The sequence below is a fragment of the Comamonas sp. BIGb0124 genome, assembly GCF_003752175.1.
Taxonomy (GTDB): Bacteria; Pseudomonadota; Gammaproteobacteria; order Burkholderiales; family Burkholderiaceae_C; genus Comamonas_F.
Genome location: NZ_RJVF01000013.1, coordinates 187,485 through 211,496, shown reverse-complemented (window position 1 = coordinate 211,496; position 24,012 = coordinate 187,485). Strand labels below are relative to the sequence as shown.

General features: G+C 67.7%; 17 protein-coding genes. 7 read left to right on the top strand and 10 right to left on the bottom strand.

The features are described from left to right. Positions 1-22 precede the first annotated feature (22 nt). The 6 genes from EC845_RS17285 to EC845_RS17260 all read right to left on the bottom strand — a co-directional run bounded on the left by EC845_RS17285 (position 23) and on the right by EC845_RS17260 (position 6,541). Positions 23-1,078 carry an ABC transporter ATP-binding protein gene (locus tag EC845_RS17285; RefSeq protein ID WP_123299372.1) on the bottom strand — a complete coding sequence of 352 codons (1,056 nt, stop codon included), beginning with the start codon at positions 1,076-1,078 and terminating at the stop codon, positions 23-25. Continuing rightward, the gene (locus EC845_RS17280; protein ID WP_123299371.1) at positions 1,075-2,103 is read right to left on the bottom strand and encodes an ABC transporter ATP-binding protein; all 1,029 of its coding nucleotides are present in this window, start codon (positions 2,101-2,103) and stop codon (positions 1,075-1,077) included. Before EC845_RS17280 ends, EC845_RS17285 begins: the two co-directional genes overlap by 4 nt. Beyond that, positions 2,100-3,026 carry an ABC transporter permease gene (locus EC845_RS17275; RefSeq protein ID WP_123299370.1) on the bottom strand — a complete coding sequence of 309 codons (927 nt, stop codon included), beginning with the start codon at positions 3,024-3,026 and terminating at the stop codon, positions 2,100-2,102. Before EC845_RS17275 ends, EC845_RS17280 begins: the two co-directional genes overlap by 4 nt. After that, positions 3,023-3,994, bottom strand: coding sequence for an ABC transporter permease (locus tag EC845_RS17270; protein ID WP_123299369.1), 972 nt, complete (start codon positions 3,992-3,994; stop codon positions 3,023-3,025). Before EC845_RS17270 ends, EC845_RS17275 begins: the two co-directional genes overlap by 4 nt. Positions 3,995-4,099: 105 nt before the next feature. Next, entirely contained in the window at positions 4,100-5,062 is a 963-nt protein-coding gene (locus EC845_RS17265) for a LysR family transcriptional regulator (RefSeq protein WP_123299368.1), read from the bottom strand. A 219-nt stretch (positions 5,063-5,281) separates the two neighbouring features. Continuing rightward, the gene (locus EC845_RS17260) at positions 5,282-6,541 is read right to left on the bottom strand and encodes an acyl-CoA dehydrogenase family protein (protein ID WP_123299367.1); all 1,260 of its coding nucleotides are present in this window, start codon (positions 6,539-6,541) and stop codon (positions 5,282-5,284) included. A gap of 285 nt (positions 6,542-6,826) precedes the next feature. Between EC845_RS17260 and epsC the strand changes: the two genes are divergently transcribed. From epsC to EC845_RS17225, 7 genes are all read left to right on the top strand, one after another. Next, positions 6,827-7,795, top strand: coding sequence for a serine O-acetyltransferase EpsC (gene epsC, locus EC845_RS17255; protein ID WP_123299366.1), 969 nt, complete (start codon positions 6,827-6,829; stop codon positions 7,793-7,795). A 46-nt stretch (positions 7,796-7,841) separates the two neighbouring features. Beyond that, a complete protein-coding gene (locus EC845_RS17250) occupies positions 7,842-8,759 on the top strand; it encodes a family 2A encapsulin nanocompartment shell protein (protein ID WP_123299365.1) in 918 nt (305 codons plus the stop codon). Further along, positions 8,746-10,791, top strand: a complete 2,046-nt coding sequence (locus EC845_RS17245; protein ID WP_123299364.1) for a family 2A encapsulin nanocompartment cargo protein cysteine desulfurase — start codon at positions 8,746-8,748, stop codon at positions 10,789-10,791. The genes EC845_RS17250 and EC845_RS17245 overlap by 14 nt, the downstream gene beginning before the upstream one ends. A gap of 238 nt (positions 10,792-11,029) precedes the next feature. Then, positions 11,030-12,640 carry an ABC transporter substrate-binding protein gene (locus tag EC845_RS17240; RefSeq protein WP_233598140.1) on the top strand — a complete coding sequence of 537 codons (1,611 nt, stop codon included), beginning with the start codon at positions 11,030-11,032 and terminating at the stop codon, positions 12,638-12,640. Between the two features lie 16 nt (positions 12,641-12,656). Beyond that, positions 12,657-13,622 (top strand): ABC transporter permease, encoded by a 966-nt coding sequence (locus EC845_RS17235; protein WP_123299363.1) that lies wholly within the window; start codon positions 12,657-12,659, stop codon positions 13,620-13,622. A 76-nt stretch (positions 13,623-13,698) separates the two neighbouring features. Further along, on the top strand, positions 13,699-14,613 hold the full coding sequence (locus EC845_RS17230) for an ABC transporter permease (RefSeq protein ID WP_123299362.1): 915 nt from the start codon (positions 13,699-13,701) through the stop codon (positions 14,611-14,613). Positions 14,614-14,715: 102 nt separating this feature from the next. After that, on the top strand, positions 14,716-16,527 hold the full coding sequence (locus EC845_RS17225; protein ID WP_123299531.1) for an ABC transporter ATP-binding protein: 1,812 nt from the start codon (positions 14,716-14,718) through the stop codon (positions 16,525-16,527). 138 nt (positions 16,528-16,665) lie between these two features. On the opposite strand, the gene EC845_RS17220 is transcribed toward EC845_RS17225, so the two are convergent. The 4 genes from EC845_RS17220 to EC845_RS17205 form a co-directional block, all read right to left on the bottom strand. After that, on the bottom strand, positions 16,666-17,568 hold the full coding sequence (locus tag EC845_RS17220; RefSeq protein WP_123299361.1) for a transporter substrate-binding domain-containing protein: 903 nt from the start codon (positions 17,566-17,568) through the stop codon (positions 16,666-16,668). A gap of 159 nt (positions 17,569-17,727) precedes the next feature. Next, on the bottom strand, positions 17,728-19,404 hold the full coding sequence (locus tag EC845_RS17215) for a S8 family peptidase (RefSeq protein ID WP_158615717.1): 1,677 nt from the start codon (positions 19,402-19,404) through the stop codon (positions 17,728-17,730). 119 nt (positions 19,405-19,523) lie between these two features. Next, positions 19,524-21,371 carry a hypothetical protein gene (locus tag EC845_RS17210; RefSeq protein ID WP_123299359.1) on the bottom strand — a complete coding sequence of 616 codons (1,848 nt, stop codon included), beginning with the start codon at positions 21,369-21,371 and terminating at the stop codon, positions 19,524-19,526. Between the two features lie 95 nt (positions 21,372-21,466). Next, the gene (locus EC845_RS17205; protein WP_123299358.1) at positions 21,467-23,632 is read right to left on the bottom strand and encodes a M14 family zinc carboxypeptidase; all 2,166 of its coding nucleotides are present in this window, start codon (positions 23,630-23,632) and stop codon (positions 21,467-21,469) included. Positions 23,633-24,012: the final 380 nt, after the last annotated feature.

Sequence of the window (24,012 nt, the reverse complement as noted above, 5' to 3'; positions counted from 1 at the left end):
GTTTTTGTAGGGCCGGGGCGCATCAGCGCCCGTCGTGCAGGTGGCAGGCGGCTTCGTGCCGGATGGCGATGCCGCGCAGACGCGGAGCCTCGCTGCGGCAGCGCGGCATGGCCTGCGGGCAGCGGGGGTGGAAGTGGCAGCCCGAGGGCGGTGCCAGCGGACTGGGGATCTCGCCCTGCAGCGGCGCAAAGCGGGTGTGGCGGGTCGAGAGCTTGGGGATCTGGGCCAGCAGGGCCTGGGTATAGGGGTGGGCCGCCCCGCTGAACAAGGCCTCGACCGGTGCGCTTTCCACCACGCGGCCCAGGTACATCACCACCACCCGATCGCTCAGGTGGCGGATCACGCTGAGGTCGTGGCTGATGAACAGATAGGCCAGCCCGAGCTCGTCGCGCAGGTCCATGAACAGGTTGAGCACCTGGGCCTGGATGGAAACGTCGAGCGCTGCCACGGCCTCGTCGCAGACCAGCATGCGCGGACGCACGGCCAGGGCGCGCGCGATGCCGATGCGCTGGCGCTGGCCGCCGCTGAACTGATGCGGGTAGCGATGGCGCAGGGCCGGGTCGAGGCCCGCACGTTCGAGCTGTGCGCAGACATAGTCGTCGTAGTCGGACTCGCCCAGCAAGCCGTTGAGCCGTGCGCCTTCGCCCACGATGCGGTCCACGCGCAGGCGCGGGTTGAGGCTGGCGTAGGCATCCTGGAAGATCATCTGGATGTCGAGCGCCGCGCTGCTGCGGGCCGGGCCCTGCAGGGTCTGGCGGTCCCGGCCGTCGACCAGCACCTGGCCCGACGTGGGGGCGTCGAGCCCCACCGCCAGGCGGCCCAGCGTCGACTTGCCGCAGCCCGATTCGCCGACCAGGCCGACGACCTCGGAAGGCCGCACCAGCAGGTCGACCTCGTCCAGCGCATGCGTCACGGGCGAAGGCCGTGCCAGCCGCGCGCGTTGCAGGACACGCTCGAGAATGCCGTCGTTCGCGTGGCCGAAGCGTTTGCTCACGGCCCGCAGGTCGACGATGGGCGCGGCTCCGGCCGTCGGTGTCGCCGGGCCGGCCGCCTGTGTGTGTGCAGTGGGGTGGATCATGCCAGGGCCTCCTCGGCTTGGCCGGCGTGAAAACAGCGCACGGCATGGGGCGCCTGCCGGCCGGCCTGCGGATGGGCTGGTTCTTGAGCGTTGCTGCCGGGCCAGGGCCGCATCGGCGGCTGCTGTGCACACTGGCTGCTGGCCCGGGCGCAGCGCGCCGCAAAGGCGCAGCCCGCAGGAGGATCCGCGAGATTGGGCGAGACGCCCGGAATCTGCCGCAGCCGCTGGCCACGGGGGTTGTTCGAGGGCAGGCTGGCGATCAGGCCCTGGGTGTAGGGATGGGCGGCATGGTCGATCACGTCGTCGACCGGTCCGTGTTCGACCACACGGCCTGCGTACATCACGGCGATCTCGTCGGCCAGTCCGGCCACCACCGAGAGGTCGTGGCTGATCCAGATCAGCGAGGTCCCGTGCTCGTCCACCAGCCGCTGCACTTCGGACAGGATCTGGGCCTGGATGGTCACGTCCAGCGCGGTGGTCGGTTCGTCGGCGATGATGAGCGAAGGGCGGTGCAGCATGGCGATGGCGATCGCCACACGCTGGCGCATGCCGCCCGACAGCTGGTGCGGATAGGCGCGCAGGCGCTCTTCGGGGCTGGCGATGCCCATCAGGGCCAGCGTGTCGCGGGCCAGATCGCGGGCGGCGGCGCGGCTCACGCGGTCGTGGGCCTGCACGGCCTCGATCATCTGCGCATCGACCCGCAGCACGGGGTTCAGCGTCATCATCGGGTCCTGGAAGATCATGGCCACATGGCGGCCGCGCAGGCGGCGCATCTCGGCCGGCTGCAGGCGCAGCAGGTCCTGTCCTTCGAACAGGATCTCGCCGCCGGCCACGCGGCCCGGCGGATCGACCAGACCCATGATCGAGAAACCGGTCACCGACTTGCCGGAACCCGATTCGCCCACCAGGCCCAGCACGCGGCCGCGTTCGAGCGTCAGGGACACGTCGTTCACGGCGGCGACACGGCCGGCGCGGGTGTTGAATTCGGTACGCAGGTTGCGCACCTCGAGCAGAGGCTGGTTCATCGCTGGAGCCTGGGGTTGAGTACGTCGCGCAGACGGTCGCCGACCAGGTTGATGGCGACGATGGTGACGAGCAGCGCAATGCCCGGAAAGACGCTGATCCAGTATTCGTTGGACAGCATGAACTGGAAACCGTTGGAAATCAGCAGCCCCAGCGAAGGCTCCGTGATGGGCACGCCCAGGCCGAGGAAGGACAGCGTCGCCTCGAGGGTGATGGCGCGCGCCACCTGCAGCGTGCCGATCACCATGAGCGGCGGCAGGCAGTTGGGCAGGATGTGGCCGCAGACGATACGCCAGGCGGCAATGGCCTGGCCGCGCGCCGCATCCACGTACTCGCGCCGCGATTCGACCAGCGCCTGCGCCCGTGCCGTGCGGGCGTAGTAGGCCCATTCGAGCAGGACCAGCGTCAGGACCACGTTGCCCACCCCCTTGCCCAGGTAGGCCAGGATCATCAGCGCCATCAGGATGGTGGGGAAGGACAGCAGCAGATCGACCACCCGCATGATCAGCGCGTCGACGCGGCCGCCGGCATAGGCCGCCAGCAGGCCGACCAGCGTGCCGATCACGGCCGCGGCCACCGCCGAGCCGATGCCCACCAGCAGGCTGATGCGCAGCCCGTAGACGATGGCCGAGTACAGGTCGCGGCCCTGGCCGTCCGTGCCCAGCCAGTAGGTGTAGCCCTGGGCTTCGCTGACCGATCCGGGCGGCAGCCGCGAGTCCAGCACGTCGAGCTGCATCAGGTCGTAGGGGTTCTGCGGCGTGATCCAGTGGGCCGTCAGCGCGCTCAGCACGATCAGCGCGAGCACCACCATGGCACCCAGGGCCACGGGCGAGGCGCACAGGTCGTCCAGCGCCTGCCGCCAGACCGAGCGGGTGCCGCCCACGGCAGCGTATTTCTTGAGGGGAGTGGGGGATGGTGTGCTCATGCTGCCGCCAGCCTCACGCGCGGGTCGAGCAGCCGGTAGGCGATGTCGACGACCAGGTTGACGAAAACGAACAGCAGCACGACCACCATCAGGTAGGCCACGATGACCGGGCGGTCGAGCGCGTAGATGCTGTCGAGGATGAGCTTGCCGGCGCCCGGCCAGGCAAAGATGCTCTCGGTCACCACCGCGTAGGCGATGGTCGAGCCGAGCTCGAGGCCCAGCACCGTGACCAGCGGGATCAGCGTGTTGCGCAGCACGTGGGCCAGCACCACGCGGCTGTTGCGCAGGCCTTTGGCGCGTGCGAACTTCACGTAGTCGAGCGGCACGATCTCGCGCACGCCGGCCCGTGTGAGCCGCAGCACCAGGGAGACCTTGAACAGCGCCAGATTGAGCGCGGGCAGCAGCAAATGGTGCAAGCCGTCGAGCGTGAGCCAAGACCACTGCACGCCGAACAGCGCCGCCGTCTCGCCGCGACCGCTGGAGGGCATCCAGCCCAGTTGCACGGCAAACACCAGGATCAGCATCAGCGCGACCCAGAACGAGGGCAGCGAGAAACCCACGATGCTGCCCGCCATGATGGCCTTGGCGACCGGGTTGTCGGGGCGCAGGCCCGCGAACAGGCCCAGCGGCACGCCGATGAGAATGGCCAGCACCATGGCGGCAATGGCCAGCTCCAGCGTGGCCGGCAGGCGCTGCAGGATCAGGTCGATGGCGCTGATGTTGTAGACAAAACTGCGGCCCAGGTCGCCCAGCGCCGCCTGCTTGAGAAACACCAGGTACTGCTGCCACAGCGGCAGATCGAGGCCCAGCCGGCGGATGGCGTCGAGCCGCTCCTGCTGGTTCATGTCGTCGCCCAGCAGGATATCGACCGGGTTGCCGATGGCGTGCAGGCCGACGAACACGATCAGGCTCATGGCCAGCACCACGAGGGCGGCCTGGCCGACGCGGCGGATGATCCAGCCGATCATGGCCGGACTCCGAGCGGCGCCGGGGCGGCTGCGGAAGGTTCAGTGGGGTACATCGTTGTTGTTGTCTTCAGGTCAGGGCAGGGAAGAGATCAGGCACGAGAGCCTTCAAGGCACGTGATCGGCATACAGCTGCTTGAGCAGCTCGCCGTGGCGGTCGGCGTCGTGGCACACAAAACCGGGCAGCGTTTCGGTGGCGACTGCCAGCAGGGCGTCGCTGAGCGCCCGCAGCGCAGCGTTCACGGGCATGGATTGCGGGGTCACCACGCCGAAGAAGAACGGAATCTCCTCGCTCAGCGGCCGCGCCACCAGGCCGGGCAGCAGCGTGCCGGTCAGGGTCACGGGCTCCAGCACGGCCACGCCCAGTCCGGCACGCACGAAGGCCTGCGCATTGAGGGACGAATTGGTCTCGATATGCGGCGAGCGCAGTGGGCCGTTCAGGCCCGACCAGGCCCGGTCCAGTTGATGGCGCAGGCGGTAGCGGTTGGCCATGGTGATCAAACGGCGGTCCGCCAGCTCGCTCAGGGCCAGCACCGGACGGGCAGCCAGGGCGTCGTCCTCGCGCAGCGCGACCGCGCAGGGCGCCTGCCCGATCCAGTGCACGTTCAGGCCCTTGTGTTCGAGCGGCAGGCTGCTGAGCCCGCAATGCGCGGCGCCGCTCTGAACGGCATGCACCACTTCCTCGGGGGCCGCGCTGCGGATTTCCAGCGGCGTGGCATCGAGCGTGGTCTGGATGCGAGCGAGTGCGGCGGGCAGCAGCCCGACGGCCAGTGCGCTGGTGGCGACCAGGCGCAAGGGGCGAGACCGTCCCCGTGCGATGTCTTCGGCGCGTTCGCGGATCTGGCGAAGGCTCGAGAGTGCGCGCGACACATCCTCGAACAACAGAAAACCCTGTTCGGTGGGGCTGACGCGAGGGCCGCTGCGCACGAACAGCGCATAGCCGATCTCGGTTTCGAGTTCCTGGATCAGCCGGCTCACGGCGGGCTGGGAACGTCCGAGCAGTCGTGCCGCGCCACTGACGCTGCCCGACGACATCGTGGCGGCAAAGGCTTCGAGCTGTCGTAATTCCATGAAATATCCGTTTCGTGGAATCTTATGGAGTCAGTATGCGAAATCCAAATACATAAAACACAGAAGCTCATGCGCTGGCGATGGAACGGGCGCACACCGACATCCCGCACAGCCGCCGGCAGGCCGGCTTGGCGGGATCGCAGCGATGTCGAACGGAGGGCGGCAACTGACCCGGCGAGGCAGGCCGCGCACGGTGGCGCAGATCGCCGGTGGGCTGTCTTAGAAGAAGCCGGTGCGCGGCAGCTCGGTGCCGTGCAGCGCCTGCTCGCCGACCGAGCGGGCCTTGAGCGTGGCGGGGTTGTGCGAGGCCAGCGTGCGCACATTGCGCCAGTGGCGATCGAGGTTGTAGCGTTGCGTGGCGGCCGAAGCGCCGCCGACGTCGAACAGCTGGCTGGCCGCACGCACCGCCAGTTCGTCGACCACCACCTTGGCCTTGGCTGCAGCCACGGCGGCGGCATGGGCCAGTTCGGCCTGCTCGCCGCCCAGTGTCTGGCGGGCCTGGTCGGCGCGATCCAGTGCGTCTGCCGCAGCCAGCACGGTGGCCTCGGTGGCGAAGGCGGCGCTGCTGATCTCGCCGATCGACTGCTGGATGACCGGATCGTCGACGGCGCGTTCGGCAGGGCTGTGCGTGAAGTTGCGGTCGCCGCGGCGGTGCACCAGGGCGATGGCATCGGCCTCGACGGCGCGCACGATGCCGGCTGCCACCGTCGTCAGGAACAACTGGGGCAGGGTGCTGCTGTAGGCCAGTGCGTAGTTGGCGCCGGCGCTGTCGAGCAAGACCTCGTCCGCACGCACGCGCACCTGCCTCAGGTGCGTGGTGCCGGTGCCCGTCAGGCGCTGGCCGATGCCGTCCCAATCGTCGTCGAGCTGCAGGCCCTGGCGATCGGCCGGGATGACGGCCGATGCATTTGTTCCGTCCGGCGTGTGCGCGCGCACCAGCACATAGTCGGCATACAGGCTGCCGGTGCTGTAGAACTTGATGCCGTTGAGCAGCCAGCCGCCCTGCGTGTCGTCGGGATCGGGCACCAGCGTGGTTTCGAGATGGCGCTGGCCGACCGAGCGCGACGCCAGTTCGCCCGATGCCAGTCCAAAGATCGCGCCGTCGAGCACGGCCTTCACCCAGGGGTGTGTCGGATCGCCCGCCAGGGGCACGACAAAGCGTTCGATGAACGAGAAATGGTTGCGCAGCACATGGGCCACGTTGGAATCCGCCGCACCCAGGCTCAGCACGGCTTCGAAAAGCTGGCGCAGCGTGGCGCCGCCGCCGCCGATCGCCGCAGGCAGACGGAAAGCACCGAACCGTGCCTGCCGCAGCCACGCCACCGCTTCGTACGGATGGCTGCGTGTGCTGTCGCGTTGCGCAGCGCCTTGCGCGATGGCGTCGAACAGGGCCTGGAGTTCGGGCGCCCCAGGGCGAACCGCGCCGTCGAAATGCGGAACGGAAGGGGCGGCGTCGACAGCCTGAAGAATGGCATTCATGGTGATGCAGGGGGGATGGCGGATAGGTCATTCACTGTAGCCAGCCCTTAGCGGGTCTCTCGCATAAGTTCATGCGAATTTCGCGTCAAGTTCTTCTTTATTCGATATCTAAATAAGGTTATTCGGTTCTTGATTTGAAGTGCGTTTGGATATGCCAAGAAATTCGTTCGCTGTGCAGTGCAGCATCCCTAAACTCGCTCGTCGTTGGCTACCCGATGAGGGCCTTGGTATGTGAGTGCCGAGGAGGGGGTGGTCTGCAACGGTCGAGCAGTCAGAAAAAAACGGATGTCCATTCACGACGCCACTTACCCCGATCGGGCCGCCGCGCGTGCGGCCGAACCAGCGTCCGGGACCGACGCCTTGTTGCCGTCGCTGGTGACGGCATTGCGCCTCTCGCGCGAACAGACCCACAAGATCCGGCATCGCGGACGCATCCGGGAATTGCCCTCGCGCGATGCGATGGAGCAGGTGCTGGGAGGCTGTCTGGCGGCCTTGTTTCCCACCCACTACGGACGGCCCGATCTCAATGACGGCAGCATCGATTTTTTTGTCGGCCAGGCCTTGAGCGACATGTTGCGCACCCTGCAGGAACAGGTGCGGCGCGGCCTGTTCTTTGTCGCCGATCAGGACATCGAGAACGACCAGGCCTTGCGCGAACGCGCAGCCGCCATCACGGCCGAGTTCGCACGCCGGCTGCCCGATGTGCGTGCCGACGTGGTGAGCGACCTGCAGGCCGCCTACCTGGGCGACCCGGCCGCCACCAGCGTTTCCGAGATCCTGCTGTGCTACCCCGGTATCCAGGCCGTGATCTGCCACCGCCTGGCGCACCGGCTGTACGGGCTGGGGGCGCAGTTTCTGGCGCGTTTGCTGTCCGATATCGCCCATGCACGAACCGGTATCGACATCCATCCCGGGGCCCGCATCGGCCGCAGCTTTTTCATCGATCACGGCACCGGTGTCGTGATCGGCCAGACCGCCGTGATCGGCGAGCGCGTGCGTCTGTACCAGCAGGTCACGCTGGGCGCGAAGCGGTTCGAGGTCGACGACGACGGCAGCCTGGTCAAGGGACTGGATCGGCATCCCGTGGTCGAGGACGACGTCGTGGTCTATGCCGGCGCCACGGTGCTGGGGCGCGTGACGATCGGGCGCGGCTCGGTGATCGGCGGCAATGTCTGGCTCACGCACAGCGTGCCGCCCAACAGCCAGGTGCACCAGGCCCACAACGTCAGCAACGGCCAGCCGCGCAGCCTCTGAACGCATTTCTTCTTTCACCTACCTGTTTTTCAACGGAGTCTTTTTCATGGCCACCAAACACGAACCCCAGACCGCACTAGGCGATGTCGCCGCCAGACAGTTGGCGGTTGCGACCCGCACCGTGCCGCAGATGGAATCCATCACGCCGCGCTGGCTGACCCATCTGCTGAACTGGATTCCGGTCGAGGCGGGCGTGTATCGCGTCAACAAGGTGAAAGAAGGCTCGGTGGCCGAGGTCGATTGCTCGGGCCGCGACGAACGGGTGCTGCCCAGCACCTTAGTCGACTATGTCGAGAACCCGCGCGAGTACTACCTCTCCGCGGTCAACACCGTGCTGGATGTGCACACGCGGGTGTCCGACCTCTACAGCAAACCCTACAACCAGATCAGCGAACAGTTGCGCCTGACCATCGAGACGGTCAAGGAGCGCCAGGAAAGCGAGCTCATCAACAACAAGGAATACGGCCTGATCGCCAGCGCCGCGCCGCGTCAGGTCATCAAGACCCGCACCGGCGCGCCCACGCCCGACGACCTCGACGAACTGCTGAGCAAGGTCTGGAAAGAGCCCGGATTCTTCCTGCTGCATCCGCTGGCGCTGGCTGCCTTCGGCCGCGAGTGCACACGCCGTGGCGTGCCGCCGCCCACGGTCTCGCTGTTCGGCTCGCAGTTCATCACCTGGCGCGGCGTGCCGCTGATCCCTTCGGACAAAGTGCCGGTGGTGGGCGGCAAGAGCAAGATCCTGCTGATCCGCACCGGCGAGAGCCGCCAGGGCGTGGTCGGCCTGTTCCAGCCCGATCTGCCCGGCGGCACCAGCCCGGGTCTGGCCGTTCGTTTCATGGGCATCAACGACAAGGCCATCGCGTCTTATCTGGTGTCGCTGTACTGCTCGCTGGCCGTGCTGACCGACGATGCACTGGCCGTGCTCGAGGGCGTGGAAACGGGCAAGTACCATGAGTACAAGTGATTTCACGCCACCGCCGGGCCTGCCCGACGTGGCGGCCCTGGCGCAACTGGCCAATGCCTTGTTCTCGGCACCGCCGGGCGGTGGGCCCGCAAGCGGCGTGCAGCCGGTGGCCCTCGCGCAGCCCGCAAGTTTCCAGCCGGCAAGCCTTCAGCCGGCGAGTCTGCAGCCCGGTGGCTTGCAGCCCGCGCCCGTGCAGCCGCCGGCGCATGGCCTGCAGGGCGACAGCGTGCGCAGCCTGGCGCAGCCCCAGAGTGCACTGAGCGACCCGCACGGCATCGCACGCCGGCCGGGCGACGGCGTGCCGGTGCCGGGTGCCGCCGGTACGCTGCCCGCCTCGGCGAACGGCGGCGGAGCTTCGCCAGGCCATGCGCTGCCGTCGGCGAGTCCGGCCGCGTGGGAGACGCACCCGTCCGCCAGCCGGCCCGAGGCGCCCTCGCATCACGCGTTGCATGGCGCGTCGCATGGCCGGTCGCCGGGTGTGTCTCCGGGCCTGTCGCCGGGTGGATTGCCGGGTGGATCCCCGGCCACCCCCGCCGGCGGCTCCAGCCTGCCGTACGCCGACGAACAGCCTTTTGCCCGCGAGCTGGCACAACTGCTGCAGAGCCCCGGCCGCCCTGCGCCGCCTCAGTTGCCCTACGCACAGTCCGCCGGTGCAGGCAGCAGCCCGTTCTACTTTCTGGAGACCCGCGTAGCCGCCCACGCCAGCCCCTTGGGGCCTCTGCACGCGCCTGTGTCGCAGCTCGGTGCCAGCCGTCTGCCGGGTGCGTCGCCGCAGGCCGGCCAGTTGCCGCATGCCTACACGCCGGCCTTCGATGTGGAACGCGTCAAGCGCGATTTCCCCATCCTGCGCGAACGGGTCAACGGCCGGCCGCTGGTCTGGCTGGACAATGCCGCCACCACGCAGAAACCGCAAAGCGTGATCGACCGCGTCAGCTACTTCTACGAGCACGAGAACTCCAACATCCATCGTGCCGCGCATGCCCTGGCCGCGCGCGCGACCGATGCCTACGAGGGTGCGCGCGAGAAGGTGCGGGCCTTCGTCAATGCCCGGTCGACCCACGAGATCGTGTTCACGCGCGGCACCACCGAGTCCATCAACCTGGTCGCCCAGACCTGGGGCCGCACCCACATCGGGGAGGGCGATGAAATCATCGTCTCGCACCTAGAGCACCATGCCAACATCGTGCCCTGGCATCGCCTGGCGCAGGAAAAAGGCGCTCGCATCCGCGTGATCCCGGTGGACGACGACGGGCAGATCCGGCTCGATGCCTACGCGCAGCTGTTCACGCCGCGCACCCGCCTGGTGGCCTTCACGCAGGTCTCGAATGCGCTGGGCACGGTCACGCCGGCACAGCGCATCATCGACATCGCGCGTGCAGCCGGCGTCACGGTGCTGCTCGACGGCGCGCAGTCGGTCTCCCACATGCGTGTCGATCTGCAGGCGCTGAGGCCCGACTTCTTCGTGTTCTCGGGACACAAGCTGTTCGGCCCGACCGGCATCGGCGTGCTCTACGGCCGCGAGGAACTGCTCAACAGCCTGCCGCCGTGGCAAGGCGGCGGCAACATGATCCAGGACGTGAGCTTCGAGCGCATCCAGTATCACGACGCCCCCAACCGTTTCGAGGCGGGCACGGGCAACATCGCCGATGCGGTCGGGCTGGGCGCAGCCATCGACTACGTCGACGCGCTGGGCATCGAGAACATCGGCGCCTACGAGCACCATCTGCTGGCCTACGCGACCGGGCTGATCCGCGACGTGCGCGGCATCCGGCTGATCGGCACCGCCGCGGACAAGGCCAGCGTGCTGTCGTTCACGCTCGAGGGCCATCGCACCGAAGAGGTCGGGCAGGCGCTCAACGAGGTCGGCATCGCCGTGCGCTCGGGGCACCACTGCGCGCAGCCCATCTTGCGGCGTTTTGGTGTCGAAGCCACCGTGCGGCCTTCGCTGGCCTTCTACAACACCTGCGCGGATGTCGATCTGCTGGTCGAGACCCTGCATCGGCTGCAGGCGGCCCGGCATCGCATCTACTGATGGCATGAAACGCCCCCGGTGCCCGAGCGGGCGCGGGGGCGGCAACGCAGGTTTGTGCGATCGGGGCAGGGAATTCGCTCCGATTGCGTCATTTTCGGGTTATCTTTGTGTCTTTTACGCAGATCCGGGGCGGCACCGCCGATCCGGGCCGCGTTCCGTCCGCGCAGCCGTTCCATCGTTCGACTCACGACGAAGGACGCATGGCGGCCTTCTCGACACACAAGCTGGAGACCCACCCATGGTCATGATGTTGAACACCCCCCTGCGCCGTGCCCTGATCGCGGCCGGTCTGGCCGCCACCCTGTTCCATGTGCCCGCCGCCATGGCCGAGACGGTGCGCTGGGTGCGTTCGTCCGATGCCGCGACGCTCGACCCGCACTCGGTCAACACGGGGACCAACATCAATGTCTCGCACCAGATCTACGAACCGCTGGTGCTGCGCGACATCAAGGGCAAGCTGATCCCCGCCCTGGCGACTTCGTGGGGGCTGACCAGCGACCCGACGGTGTGGGAGTTCAAGCTGCGGCCCAACGTCAAGTTCCACGACGGCGCCACGCTCACTGCCGACGACGTCGTGTTCTCGCTGGAGCGCGCCCTGGCGCCTTCCTCGGGCTTCAAGGCCCTGCTGGCCTCGGTCGACAAGGTGAGCAAGGTCGACAACCTCACGGTGCACGTGAAGACCAAGGGCCCCAACCTGATCTTCCCGGACAACCTGGTCAACATCTTCATCGTCAACGCGGCGTTCTCGAAGGCCAACAAGGCCGAACTGCCGCAGGACGAGAAAAGCACGGTCGAGAACCACTACACCCGCAACGTGAACGGCACCGGCCCCTACGTGCTGGCTTCGCGCGAGCAGGACAGCCGCACGGTGCTCAAGCAGTTCCCCGACTACTGGGGCAAGGGCCAGGTGCCGCTGCAAGTCACCGAAGTGGTGTTCATGCCCATCAAGGCGCCGGCCACACGCGTCGCGGCACTGCTCTCGGGCGAAGTCGATTTTGTGCAGGACGTGCCCGTGCAAGACATTGCCCGGCTGCAGGCCGACAAGTCGCTGCGCGTCAACGAAGGCCCCGAGAACCGCACCATCTTCCTGGGCCTGAACGTGGGCGCCGAGCCGCTCAAGAACGCCGATGTGAAGGACAAGAACCCGCTGGCCGACCCCCGCGTGCGCCAGGCCTTCAACATCGCCATCGACCGCGACGCCATCAAGCGTGCGGTGATGCGCGGCATGTCGCAGCCCACCGGCATCATCTCGCCGCCTTTTGTGCACGGCTACGAAAAGGCCTTCGACCAGTATCCCAAGACCGACGTCGCGCAAGCCAAGAAACTGCTGGCCGACGCGGGTTACCCCAACGGCTTCGGCATCACCCTGCATTGCCCCAACGACCGCTACGTGAACGACGAAGCCATCTGCACGGCGATCTCGGGTTTCCTGGGCCGCATCGGCGTCAAGGCCTCGGTGGCGGCACGGCCGATCGCGCTGCACTCGGCGGCCATCAACTCGGCCGACACCGACTTCTACCTGTTCGGCTGGGGCGTGCCCACCTTCGATTCCGCCTACATCTTCGATTACCTGGTGCACACCCGCGGCAAGAACGGCCGGGGCTCGACCAACGCCACGCGCTACAGCAATGCCGAGCTGGATCAGAAGATCGTCTCGCTTTCGTCCGAGAGCGACAAGGCCAAGCGCGATGCGGCGCTGCACGACATCTGGAGCGTGGTGCAGAAAGAGCAGATCTACATCCCGATCCACAACCAGGTGCTGCATTACGCGATGAACCGCAAGCTCGACATCCCGGTCGATCCGATGAACTACACCTACTTCAAGAACGCCACGGTGACCAACCGCTGACGCGGGGGCACAGGCCATGCTGGTCCATGTGCTTCGCCGGCTCGGGCAGTCGGTGATCGTCCTGCTGGTGGTGTCGTTCATCGCCTTCGTGGTGTTCCGCTACATCGGCGACCCCACCATCAGCCTGCTGGGCGAAGACGCCTCGGTGCAAGAGCGCCAGGCGATGATGGCCAGCCTGGGCTTCGACCGCCCGGTCGCCGAGCAGTACCTCGATTACCTGCGCCGCGCGGTGCAGGGCGATTTCGGCATCTCTTATCGGCTGCGGCGCCCGGTGGTCGACGTGATCGCCGAACGCCTGCCCGCCACGCTCGAGCTCGCCCTGGTGGCCGCCGTGCTGGCGGTGGCCGGCGGCATTGCGCTGGGGGTGTACACCGCCATCCGGCGCGAGAGCTGGGTCTCGCGCGGCATCATGTCGCTCTCGCTGGTGGGGGTGTCGCTGCCGACCTTCCTCATCGGCATCGGGCTGATCTACCTGTTTGCGGTCGAGCTGCGCTGGCTGCCTTCGTTCGGACGCGGCGAGACCGTGATGCTGGGCAGTTGGCAGACCGGGCTGCTGACGGCCTCGGGCTGGGCCTCGCTGATCATGCCGGCCTTCACGCTGGGGTTCTTCAAGCTCACGTTGATCATGCGCCTGGTGCGCGCCGAGATGCTGGAGACGCTGCGCGCCGACCACATCCGCTTCGCGCGGGCCCGCGGCATTCCCGAGCGCCGCATCCACTTCGGTTATGCGCTGCGCAACACCATGATTCCGGTGATCACCATTGCCGGGCTGCAGATCGGCTCGCTGATCGCTTTTGCCATCGTCACCGAGACGGTGTTCCAGTGGCCGGGCGTCGGGCTGCTGTTCATCTCGTCCATCCAGGCAGTCGATGTGCCGGTGATCGCCGCGTATCTGCTGCTGATCGCGGTGCTGTACGTCAGCATCAATTTCCTGGTCGATCTGCTGTACGTGCTGGTGGATCCGCGCCTGCGCAAGCGCTGAGCCGCCTCTGCCGCTGGCCTCGTCCCGCGTGCGCCGTCTTCCTGCCCACCGTCTGCTGTCTGTTTTCCCGAGGCTTATGAAAACTCTGTCCTGGCGCCGATCCGACTCTCCCGTGAAGCGATCTTGGGCGCATTCACGCACTGCGCAGTTGGCCACCGTGGCGCTGCTGCTGTGCCTGCTGGGGGCCTTGCTGGCACCCTGGCTGGCCAGCCAGAATCCGTACGACCCGGCCGGGCTCGAGCTGCTCGACGCCTTCACGCCGCCGGGCCAAGAGGGCATGGCCGGCGGCCGCTACCTGCTGGGTGCGGACGACCAGGGGCGCGACGTCTGGTCGTCGATTCTGTACGGCCTGCGCATGTCGGTGCTGGTGGGCCTGTCGGCCGTGGCGCTGTCGCTGCTGATCGGCGTACCGCTGGGCCTGGCGGCGGGCTACTTCGGCGGCTGGTTCGACAACCTCGTCATGCGCATCGCCGACGTGCAGCTCACCTTCCCGGTGCTGCTGGTGGCCTTGCTGATCTTCGGCGTGGCCCGCGGCATTCTGCCGGCCGGTTACCGCGACGACATGGCGATCTACGTGATCGTGCTGGCGATCGCGCTGTCCGACTGGGTGCAGTACGCACGCACCGTGCGCGGCGCGGTGATGGTCGAGAAACACAAGGACTACGTGGCCGCCGCCCAATTGATCGGCCGCTCGCGGGCCGCCATCCTGGTGCGCCACATCCTGCCCAATCTGCTGGCGCCGGTGCTCGTGATCGCCACCATCAGCTTTGCGCTGGCCATCGTGACCGAGTCCACGCTGTCGTACCTCGGCGTGGGGCTGCCCCCCACCGAGCCTTCGCTGGGCACGCTGATCCGCATCGGGCAGGGGTTCCTGTTTTCGGGCGAATGGTGGATTCTGCTGTTTCCCGCGTTGATGTTGCTGCTGCTGGCCCTGTCGGTGAACCTGGTGGGGGATTGGCTGCGCGATGCGCTCAATCCCAAGCTGCAGTAACGCAAAAGGCTGCACGGCACCATGCAAGACACACAGGATTCACGCACCCGGGACCCGCAGGGTCCGGCCGATTCGCTCAACCCCACCGCAGACCCGCACGACATGAACGCCACCGAGCCGGTCCAGCCACGGGCCGCATCCGCCTCCGCCTCTTCCGGGCATCCGCCTGCCGCTGCCCGGTCTTCGCCCGTCCCGCCCGTGCTGCGCGTGCAGGATCTGAGCGTGACCTTCGACACCTACCGCGGCCCCGTGCATGTGCTCGACCGTGTCTCGTTCGAGATCGGCCGCGGCGAGATCCTGGGAGTGGTGGGCGAATCGGGTGCGGGCAAGTCCATGACCGGCCTGGCCGTGATGGGGTTGCTCGAAGCGCCCGGACGCATCTCGCACGGCACGGTCGAGCTGCAGGGCGAACGCATCGACACCTTGCGCGGCGAGGACCTGCGCCGCATCCGCGGCCGCCGCATCGCCATGGTGTTCCAGGATCCGCTGACCAGCCTCAACCCCGTCTACACCGTCGGGCAGCAACTGGTCGACACCTTGCGCACCCACCTGCGGGTGAGCGCCGAAGAAGCGCGGCGCCGCGCCATCGCCTTGCTCACCGAGGTCGAGATTCCGGATCCGTCGATCCGGGTCGACCAGTATCCGCACCAGCTTTCGGGCGGGCAGCGGCAGCGCGTGGCGATTGCACTGGCGCTGTGCGCCGAGCCCGAACTCATCATTGCCGACGAGCCGACCACGGCACTGGATGTGTCCGTGCAGGCCCAGGTGATCCGGGTCTTCCAGCGCGTGTGCCGCGAGCGCGGCATGGCCGCCATGCTGATCACCCACGACATGGGCGTGATCGCCGAGGCGGCCGACCGCGTGACCGTGATGTACCGCGGCCAGGTGCTCGAGACCGGGCCGGTGCGGCAGATCCTGCATGCGCCGGCTCGGCCCTATACCCGTGCGCTGATGGCCGCGATTCCCTCGGTGCATCGCCGGCTGCATCGGCTGCCGGTGCCGGAGATCGGCCAGGATGTGGCCTCGGGCACGGCACCGGTGGCTGCTGCCCCCGAGACCGTGCCGCCGGCTGCGCGCGGTGGCGGCGCGGCCGCACAGCCCGTGCTGCTCAAGGTCGACGGCCTGGCGCGTGAATTCGATCTCTCGGCCGGCTGGCTGACGCGTGTGCTGGCGCGCGAGCCGCGCAAGGTGCTGCGTGCGGTCGACGGGGTCAGCCTCGAGATCCGGCGCGGCACCACCTACGGGCTGGTGGGCGAGTCGGGTTCGGGCAAGTCGACCGTGGCGCGCATGGTGGCCGGCCTGTTGCAGCCGACCGAAGGCCGGGTCTGGTTCGACGGCATCGACCGCTGGGCCGGCGGGCATTCCGGGGCCTCGATGCTCAAGCTGCGCCGGCGTTTCCAGATGATTTTCCAGGATCCGTATGCCAGCCTGAACCCGCGTTGGCGGGTGGAGCAGATCATCGCCGAGCCGCTGGAGGTGCTGGGCCTGACCCGCACTGCGGCCGAGACCCGCGAACGCGTGGCCGAAGCCCTGTCGCGTGTGCGTCTGCCGGCCGACGTGGCGACGCGTTACCCGCACCAGTTCTCGGGCGGCCAGCGTCAGCGCATCGCCATTGCGCGTGCGCTGGTGAGCAAACCCGACTTCATCGTCTGCGACGAGCCGACGTCCTCGCTCGACGTCTCGGTGCAGGCCCAGGTGCTCAACCTCATGCGCGATCTGCAGGACGAGTTCGGGCTCACCTACCTGCTCATCAGCCACAACCTGGCAGTGATCCGCTACATGTGCGACGACGTCGGCGTGATGCAGCGCGGCCGGCTGGTCGAGCAGGGCCCGGCCGAGGCCGTGTTTGCCCAGCCCAGCCATGCCTACACCCGCGAGTTGATGGCCGCGGTGCCCACTATGGACGCGGTTTGACGCCCTGACTGTTTCAGCGCCGCCGGCGTCGCTGGAGGCCCCGTGCAGCGGGCTGCCGCAGTCTGCACACTCCCTGACTTTTGAGCGTCGATTGCCGGTTCGCCGCAGCGGGACTCGGCACCCCGGCGTTCGCCGGGCCTACTGCAGCGGCTGGTCGTTCGGTGCGCGATAGAGCTGAAGCAGCTTGTCGTGCGGCGGCCAGTTCATGTTGAGGTTCTTGGGCGGAATGGGCTGCTGAAACCACTTGGTGTACAGCGCCAGCGCCTCGCCCGAGGTCATCAGGCGCGTGAGTTCTCGGTCCACGATGGCCTTGAGCCGGTGGTCGTCCTTGCGCAGCATGCAGCCATAGGCCTCGGACGACATGGGGGTGCCCACCACCACCCAGTCCTCGGGCCGGTTGGCCTTGGCGCGCTCGCCGTAGAGCAGGGCGTCGTCCATCATGAACGCATCGACACGCCCCGATTCGAGCAGTTGAAAAGACTCGCTGTGCTCGCGCGCCGTGATGAACTGCAGGCGCGTCGCGGTCTCTTCGACAAAAGTGCGCAGCAGCCGCTCCGAGGTGGTGCCCGCCGTGACCACGACCCGTTTGCCTGCCAGGTCGGCAAAGTCGTTGATGCCGGATTGCCGGTGTGTCATGAGCCGGGTGCTGATGACAAAGAACGAGGTCGAGAACAGCACCTGCCGTGCCCGCTCGACGTTGTGCGTGGTCGATCCGCATTCCAGGTCGACGGCGCCGTTGACCATCAGCGGGATGCGGTTCTGCGCCGTGACCGGCACCAGCTTGAGCGTGAGCGCCGGCAGCCCGACCGCATGCCGGATGTGCTCGGCCACCCGCAGCATCAGGTCGTGCGAATAACCGATGACCTGTTTTTTGTTGTCGTAGTACGAGAACGGCACCGACGATTCGCGGTGCCCGAGGTTGATCGTGTGTGTCTGCTCGATGCGGGTCAGCGTGTCGCTGGACCAGCCCCGCGCCGGCATGCCCGCCATGAGCAGCCCCAGGGCCAGGCTGGCGGCTGAGGCCAGGGCCCGCGTGCGCATCCCGGACAGGCGGGTCGGGGTTGCGTTTTTTCTGAACATGTCGGTTGAACGATGGATCATGCGGGGCAGGTCTGGGCGATTGGGGCGGGGATCGGGGTAGGGGGCCGTGCGTGCTGCGAGGGGAGGGCTTGATCCGCCGCCGGTGAACGAACGCTGCGCTCAGCGGCCGGCGCCGGGCAGGCCGTGCCCATCGCGCTGCGAGCCCCGAAGGCCCGCAGGCGTGGCGCGGCGCAGCAGCCCGCGCAGCGCCAGCAGGGCGGCCAGGGCCAGCACCATGCCGAGCGCCAGCGATCCGCCGCCACCGCCGCCGCTACCGCCGCCACCGCCGCTGTCCGTACCGCCCGAGGGCGGCGCGACGAGGGTGGTGTCGTGGGCCGCCTTGACCGCCTGGCCGGCATCGAGCAGGCCGGCGCCGCAGGTGGCCGTGGTGCAGAAACACGATCGGAAGTTGCTGGTGGCCGAGCACGACGAGGTGCCCGCGATATGCGTTCGCGACGAGGACTGCAGCATCGATGCCAGTTGAGTCGGGGTGAGCTGAGGGGCGGCCGCGAGCATGAGCGCTGCGGTACCGCTGACCAGCGGCGCGGCGAAGCTGGTGCCGGCGGCATAAACGTAGCCGTTGAGCTGAGGGGTCGTCTGGCCGCTGTTGCCGATCAGGAACAGGCCGTCGTTGACCTCGCCGCCCGGCGCCGCCAGCGTCACGGCCTGGCCCAGGCGCGAATAGCCGGTCTTGAGCCCGCTGCGCTGAACCGCGCCCACGGCGACCACGCCCTGGCAGTCGGCGGGGCGCTGCGGCTGCACGCCGCCGGTGCCTTCCTGGTTGCCGGCGGCGACGACCACCAGCGCGCCGGCGTTGGTCACCTCGCGGATGACGTTCTGCACGATGGGCGTGCAGGCGACGTCGCCGCCCATGCTCAGGTTGATGACGCGGGCCGGGTAGGGGTTGTCGGGCACGCCCTGGACACGCAGGCCGGCGGCCCAGCGCATGCCGTCGAGCACGTCGCTGAGCAGCCCGCCGCAGCGGCCCGAGACCCGCACGGGCAGGATGCGCGGGGCCGGGCCCAGCAGGCCGGCCACACCGTAGCCGTCGCCGCGAATGGCGCCGATCTGTCCTGCAATGGCGGTGCCGTGCCAAGTGCTGTTGCCGACCGGGCAGCCTTCGAAGGCGCCGCCGGTGATCGACGATTCGCTGGCGAGCACCCAGTCGCCCGGATCGGAGGGATCGCTGTCGCGGCCGTCGCCGTCGTTGGCATAGACGGCACCGAAGGTCGGATCGAGCGAGACGAAGTCGTAACCCGGCAGCAGTGCGCCGCGCAGGTCGGGGTGGCCGGGCAGCACACCGCTGTCGAGGATGGCGACCACCACGTTGCTGGTGGGGGCGATGTCCCAGGCGGCCAGGGCGTCGATGGCAGCGGGCAACTGCGACATCGGGGCTGCCATTTCCCACTGACGCGACCACAGCGGATCGTTGGGCGTGGCGGCGAGGGGAATGCGCACATCGGGCTCGATGTGCTGGATGCGCGGATCCTGGCCGAGTTCTGCCTGCGCCTGGCGCAAGGCATCGCCGGACAGCGGCCGGGGCAGGGCGATGACGGCACGGCCGCCGCCGTCGGCCGCCGGGATGCCGGCGGCCTGGTCGAGCTGGAGCCGGCTGGCGGCCGAGAGCGTCGATCGCTGCCGGCTCGCCGAAGACGTTTCGGATGCGGTCACCTCCTGTGCGGGGCGAATCTGGACCAGGAAGCCGCTGGCCGTCGGTTGCGCATGGGCCGCAGCCGTCATGGCCCCGGTGGCACACAGAGCGAAAGAAAGAGCACAGGAAATACGCGACAGGATCATGTCTGGCATCCACTTCGAAAGCAGGGGTCGGCGTTCACGCCGGCGGCAGAGGGTGCCGGGCCACATGCAGCCTGCACATGGCCCGGGGCCTGGTTTTCCAACCAGGCCTGTCGGCAGTATTACATCGGAACGACGCAACGCGCCGCTGTCGCGGTCGGCCTTGCAATCGGTGTGTAGCTGCTGAACGACGCTGCCGTGCCGAAGTTGAGTCGGCGCTGCGCCAGACCGGCGGTGGCGGCTGTGCCGGTGCCGATCACGAAGTGCTTGAGCACGCCGTCGGCCGGGTCGATCGCACCGAACGGTGCCGTGGCGGCGGGGCAGGCTTCGGTGCTGGTCGTGGGCACGTTGCGGAAGCTCTGGATGTCGTTGGGGCCGCGCACGTAGATGTACTCGACCACGGCGCCGTTGCCGCTGCCCGAGACGGTGCGGCTGAAGTAGCGGCCCGACCAGATGCGGCTGCGCGTGGCCTCGGAGAAGCCCGTCACCGCCTTGGCGCCTTGTGCAGAACCCAGCTTGACCAGCCGCAGACCGAACAGCGAGATGCTGCCGTCGTTCTGCAGGTGGGCCACGCCCGGGTTGCTGGGCACCGACAGCGCACCGTTGAAGTCGACGGTGGTCTCGCCGAAATCGATCACGTCCGCGTTGGCCGCATTCACGGTGTACGAGCCGATCTGCAGGCCGACGTTGCGGGCGGTTTCCAGCGCCGTGGCGGTGCCGGTCTGCCTGTCGTTCTGGTAATAGAACGTGCCGTGCGCGTAGGTGCCGTCCTCGAAGATCACCATGTACTCGGGCGTGCTCAGGCCGTTGGGGCGAACCCAGCCGCCGACCAGCGCGTTCGATGCACTGGCCACGCGGGTCAGGCTCGAACCGCCCAGGTTCATGGCGTTGCCCGAGATGTTGAAGGTCTGCACGCCGTTGGCCGGACCCGAGCTGTTGGCGGCTTCGAGCAGCGTGATGGCGATCGTGCCGCCGCTGATGCTGTAGCGGCCGTAGCGGTAGCCCAGGCCGTTGTCGAAGGCCGTATCGGTGCTCGACGGCCCCTGCAGGAACTGGTGCACGAAGGTGCCGTCGCCGGCGAAGACATAGACTTCCTTGCCGGTGCCGCTGGTCTTGATCCAGGCGCCTTCGATGGCTTCGGCCTGGGTCTTGGCCGCGGCCTTGGCGACGGCGGCCAGGGCCTGCGGGGTGGCGACCAGGCTGTCCTTCACGCTGGCGAACAGCGATTCGCGCTGGACCGGATCCAGGGGGGCGGTGATGGGGTACAGCACCTGCTGCAGCGAACCCGATGCGGCCTGGCCGTAGGCGGCAAACGCGGCCTTGGCGTCGAGGCCCGCCATGCCGCTGGTCTCGGCGAAACCTCGCGTCAGCAACTGGCCCAGCGTCAGCATCTTGGTCTGCGCCAACGTGCTTTCGGTGTCGGGCAGCGGCAGGTAGTTGTCGTAGAGCTGGATGCCGCCGACCTGGCCGGCCGAGCCCACCAGGAAGGACAGCAGCGTGCCTTCGGCCTGCGTGAGGTTGGCCGCGCGGCCGCTGTCGACTTCCGACTGCAGCAGCGTGGTGAAGGGCGTGATCGTGGCGTGGCGGCCCAGCGGTGCGGTCAGCACATAGGGGGCGGCCACGGGGCCGTCGGCGGTCTTGGCATCGGTGCCGGCCTGGATCAGCACGATGTGATCGCTGCCGACGTTGCTGGCGATGTCGAACTGGCCGCCGGCGGTGCGGGCCTGCGGCTCGTCGGCATCGCAACTGCGGTTGTTGTTGACGTCGAGGCAGGCGATGGCGTTGTCGATGCCGCCGTCCAGCACGAATCCGGTCACCGAGACCGTGGGTTCGGGTGTCGGCGTGACCGGCGGCGTGCCGGGGCCGGGGGCCTCGTCATCGTTGCTGCCGCCTCCGCCGCCACAGGCGCTGAGGAGCACGGTCACGGCAGCGGCAACGGCCGCCAGTGTATGGGTATGACGCAAGTACATGGTTGTTCGGAATCTGTAAGGGTTGACTGGAAAGGCCGGCCCGGCCCCGGCACGGCGGCCGGGGGGCAGGGCGGGCCTGGATGGTCCGCAGGCGTTCAGAGGCCGCGCTGGCGGCGGGTCCACAGGGCGCGCGCGCCCCAGGCCAGGCCCAGCAGGCCGGCGAGATAACCGAGTGCGCCGCCGCCGCCGCTCTTGGGCGGTTCGGTGGTGCCGCCGCCGTTGCCGCCACCGTTGCCCGGTGCCGTGGGGCTGGCGGACACGTCCAGGAAGGCGGCCGAGACGGCGCCGGGCTTGCCGTCGCTGTTGACGCCCTGCACGAACACCATGTGGCGGCCGGCGGCCAGGCCGCTGGTGTCGATTTCACCCACGGCCAGCTTGGTGGCGTCGGGGAAGTCGGCACGGGCCTGGTCGGAGGTGGTCAGGTCGAGCTTGACGCGTGTGGCCTCGGCGCCTTCTTCCCAGGGCATCTTGTCGATGTAGGCATAGGCTTCGCTGATGTTGTAGACCACGGGGTAGGGCGGCGGCTTGATCGTCGACTGGCCCGCATTGCTGTAGCGGTAGCGGTTGTCGTCGACCAGGGCCGAGACGGCGACCTTCGAGCCGGCCTCGACGGCGGCGGTCTGGTCGACCTTGACATCGACCGTGTCGGGTCCGAAAGGCAACTGGTAGACACGGTGCAGGGCACGGCTGAGGTAATGGAAGCCGTTGAAGTTCTCGGGGTAGGTCTCGTTGGCGAAGACACCGCAGTCCTCGTAGAACGAACGGCCCATTTCCACGGTGTACGAGGGCGCACCCAGGAAACCGTAGAACGCGTCCTTGGTGGTGCCTTCGGTGTTGTAGCTCAGCAGTTGCTGCGACGAGTAGTTGTTGTGATACGCCAGACGCTGCGCGATCACGGCCATGCCCTTGTTGTTGGGCGAATGGGTGTTGAAGTCGTTTTCCGTGCGTTCCACGCCCCACGGCCACAGCACCGCGCGGGCATTGCTGTGCAGGTCGATGAACATGCCGCCGCCGTACTCTTCCGATGCACCGGTCTTCCAGTCGAGTTCGTTGGTGATGTTCGAGCGGTTCTCGGGGTTGCAGTACTCGGCGCTCTTGGGCCGGCCGTCCGGCAGCGCGCCGCCTTCCCACTTGCACTGGGCCTGGTTCCAGGTTCCGCGCACGTAGTTCATGACGGCCTGGGTCTCGGGTTCGGACGCAGGTCCCGTGCCGCGGAAGGTCTCGCCGCAGATGTTGCCGTCCGAGCCGCCCGCGCCGCCGGTCGCCCAGCCGAAGGGGTAGTTGCGGTTCAGGTCGACGCCCGAGCTCAACTGGCCGTTGGTGCCGGTCGTGCACTGAGCCGTGACGTAGTTGGTGTTCTTGCGCTGGCGGGCGCTGCGGTCCTGTTCGGCGAGCTTGCGGCCGTCTGGGTTGTGGATGATGAAGTGATACTGGTTGTGGTCCAGCATCATCGTCGCATTGGCATCCTTGCCGTAGTTGTCGAGCAGCCATTCGATGAACTTGGTGCCGACTTCCTGCGGGGCGTATTCACGTGCGTGGATGCCGCCGGTCCAGACCATGCGCGGGACTTCCTTGCCTTCCTGTTTCTTGAAGTTGCCGACGACGATGGCGCGCACGTCGTGCGGCTGTTCGGGAAACAGGCCGAGGTTGAATCGCTGCAGCAGGCTGGCCGGCAGGAATTTCGTGAGCAGGCCGGCGTAGCTGGACCAGGAATAGTCGTACTGGTTGCCGACCACCGTCGGTTCCTTGATCTGGGTTTTCATGAAACCCGGGCCCAGGGTCTTGAGCTCGACCAGGTCGGGGTACTTGGCCTTGAGTTCGTCGAACGTCGAATAGGTTTGCTCGACCGTGCGGTAGCAGGAATGCACGCCGTCGGCCACGCTGCTGGGGCGGTCGCGCTGGGTGCGGACCAGCGAGCCCGAAGCCAGGTCGCGGGTGCGCGAAGACACCCACTTCTGGATGCGTTCGGTTTCCTGCTGGTCGATCTCGACGGCGTAACCCATGTCGCGGATCGCCTTGAGTTCGGCTTCACCGATTTCCGCGTGGATCTTGCTCGATTTCTGGTCCACGTAAGGGTGGTCCAGCATCGCCGTCATCTTGGAAAGCTGCTCCTCGGTGGCGTAGGTGATCTGCACCGAATACACGTCTGCGCCATGGTCGTGCGAGTCGTGGGCCAGGCTCAGGCTGGAGCCGACGCTCAGGAATGCGGTGGTCAGAATGACCGCCAGGGGCGTCAGGCGGGGGGGCTGAAATCTTTTCATCGAACGCTAACTCCTCAGTAACTGATTGACGACGGTCGGCGTGCCGTCCGGTCACCCCCGGATCGCGATCCGGGGGCCCCTGACGGGACATCCGCGCGGGGCGTTTTCAGGGCTTGGTTCCCTCGCCTCCACGTGTCCTATAGTGCAGAAAGCGTGCCACGCGAAAATCAGTTTGAAGTTTTCGTAAGTGATTGATTCAAATAGGGTATTTAAAAGCCTGAAACCGCTGTGTGACGAAATTCCGCGAACTGTCACGAACGGCTGCCGGAAAACCGTTGCGGCACGGCGGGTGGCGGTTTTCCGGCACCTGCGACGGCCTTCCGTTCAAGGGGTCTCCAGGCCCTCGTCGAGCCCTCGCCGGCCGCCCGCGCCGCGCCTTG

What these genes read in the sequence shown, in the direction of transcription:
- EC845_RS17285 (WP_123299372.1), bottom strand. Translation starts at nt 1,078, where the DNA reads ATGATCCACCCCACTGCACACACACAGGCGGCCGGCCCGGCGACACCG.
- EC845_RS17280 (WP_123299371.1), bottom strand. Translation starts at nt 2,103, where the DNA reads ATGAACCAGCCTCTGCTCGAGGTGCGCAACCTGCGTACCGAATTCAAC.
- EC845_RS17275 (WP_123299370.1), bottom strand. Translation starts at nt 3,026, where the DNA reads ATGAGCACACCATCCCCCACTCCCCTCAAGAAATACGCTGCCGTGGGC.
- EC845_RS17270 (WP_123299369.1), bottom strand. Translation starts at nt 3,994, where the DNA reads ATGATCGGCTGGATCATCCGCCGCGTCGGCCAGGCCGCCCTCGTGGTG.
- EC845_RS17265 (WP_123299368.1), bottom strand. Translation starts at nt 5,062, where the DNA reads ATGGAATTACGACAGCTCGAAGCCTTTGCCGCCACGATGTCGTCGGGC.
- EC845_RS17260 (WP_123299367.1), bottom strand. Translation starts at nt 6,541, where the DNA reads ATGAATGCCATTCTTCAGGCTGTCGACGCCGCCCCTTCCGTTCCGCAT.
- epsC (WP_123299366.1), top strand. Translation starts at nt 6,827, where the DNA reads ATGTCCATTCACGACGCCACTTACCCCGATCGGGCCGCCGCGCGTGCG.
- EC845_RS17250 (WP_123299365.1), top strand. Translation starts at nt 7,842, where the DNA reads ATGGCCACCAAACACGAACCCCAGACCGCACTAGGCGATGTCGCCGCC.
- EC845_RS17245 (WP_123299364.1), top strand. Translation starts at nt 8,746, where the DNA reads ATGAGTACAAGTGATTTCACGCCACCGCCGGGCCTGCCCGACGTGGCG.
- EC845_RS17240 (WP_233598140.1), top strand. Translation starts at nt 11,030, where the DNA reads ATGGTCATGATGTTGAACACCCCCCTGCGCCGTGCCCTGATCGCGGCC.
- EC845_RS17235 (WP_123299363.1), top strand. Translation starts at nt 12,657, where the DNA reads ATGCTGGTCCATGTGCTTCGCCGGCTCGGGCAGTCGGTGATCGTCCTG.
- EC845_RS17230 (WP_123299362.1), top strand. Translation starts at nt 13,699, where the DNA reads ATGAAAACTCTGTCCTGGCGCCGATCCGACTCTCCCGTGAAGCGATCT.
- EC845_RS17225 (WP_123299531.1), top strand. Translation starts at nt 14,716, where the DNA reads ATGAACGCCACCGAGCCGGTCCAGCCACGGGCCGCATCCGCCTCCGCC.
- EC845_RS17220 (WP_123299361.1), bottom strand. Translation starts at nt 17,568, where the DNA reads ATGCGCACGCGGGCCCTGGCCTCAGCCGCCAGCCTGGCCCTGGGGCTG.
- EC845_RS17215 (WP_158615717.1), bottom strand. Translation starts at nt 19,404, where the DNA reads ATGATCCTGTCGCGTATTTCCTGTGCTCTTTCTTTCGCTCTGTGTGCC.
- EC845_RS17210 (WP_123299359.1), bottom strand. Translation starts at nt 21,371, where the DNA reads ATGTACTTGCGTCATACCCATACACTGGCGGCCGTTGCCGCTGCCGTG.
- EC845_RS17205 (WP_123299358.1), bottom strand. Translation starts at nt 23,632, where the DNA reads ATGAAAAGATTTCAGCCCCCCCGCCTGACGCCCCTGGCGGTCATTCTG.